The sequence below is a fragment of the Mesorhizobium sp. M7A.F.Ca.US.014.04.1.1 genome (assembly GCF_003998745.1).
GTDB lineage: Bacteria > Pseudomonadota > Alphaproteobacteria > Rhizobiales > Rhizobiaceae > Mesorhizobium > Mesorhizobium ciceri.
This window is the reverse complement of sequence record NZ_RZRW01001137.1, coordinates 1-992: the sequence shown is the minus strand read 5'-3', so window position 1 is coordinate 992 and position 992 is coordinate 1. Positions and strand designations below refer to the sequence as shown.

1 protein-coding gene is annotated in these 992 nt (G+C 61.9%); it reads left to right on the top strand.

What is annotated here, in order from left to right:
• Positions 1-43: 43 nt before the first annotated feature.
• Positions 44-992 (top strand): ATP-binding cassette domain-containing protein (locus tag EOA22_RS39655; protein ID WP_281040822.1); only part of this gene is annotated, 949 nt, incomplete at its 3' end.

The following is a 992-nucleotide window of genomic DNA, read 5'->3' as shown; positions in this document are numbered from 1 at the left end:
GGTTGAGGTGAACGGCCTCAGCGTCGCTTTCGGCAAGCATCAGGTGGTGCATGACGTCGATCTGGCCATCCATGCCGGCGAGACGCTGGCGCTTGTCGGCGAGTCGGGATCCGGCAAGAGCGTCACTTCCATGACGATAATGGGACTGCTTGCCGGCAATACCCATGTGAGCGGTTCGGTCATTGTCGATGGCCAGCAAGTGGTGGGCGCGTCGACATCGACATTGCGGCAGGTGCGTGGCGGCATTGCCAGCATGATCTTCCAAGAACCGATGATGAGCCTGAATCCGGTGCTGCAGGTCAGCACCCAGATCAAGGAAATGCTGCGCCAGCATCGACCCTTGAGCGATGCCGAGGCGCGGGAGGAGGGCATCCGGCTTTTCGACCGCGTTCGCATTCCGGACGCGCGGCGGCGGTTCAACGACTATCCTCACATGTTCTCCGGGGGAATGCGGCAAAGGATCATGATCGCCATCGCCTTGGCGTGCTCGCCGAAGCTGCTTATCGCCGATGAGCCGACAACAGCGCTCGATGTGACGATACAGGCACAGATCCTCGACCTCCTGGACGAGGTCCAGCGCGATACCGGCACCGCGATCCTGTTCATCACGCATGACATGGGCGTAGTGGCCAACATCGCCGACCGCGTCATGGTCATGCACAAGGGACGTGTGGTGGAGATGGGAGCAGTAAAGGACGTTTTCGAACGTCCGCGCGAGGACTATACGAGGATGCTGATCGACGCGGTCCCGCGCTTGGGGCAAGGCGTGGCCCGCACCTACCGCGCGCCTGCCAAGGATGCTGTGCCCAAGCCGGTTTTGAGCGTGCGCAACCTGGTGACCCGGTTCGATGTGCGTGGCGGAGCAATGCGCCGCAAGGTTGGGCGTCTCCATGCCGTCGAGGGTCTAAGCTTCGATATCATGCCTGGAGAAACGCTGTCGCTTGTTGGCGAGTCCGGCTGCGGTAAGTCGACCACCGGCCGCAGCATCCTGT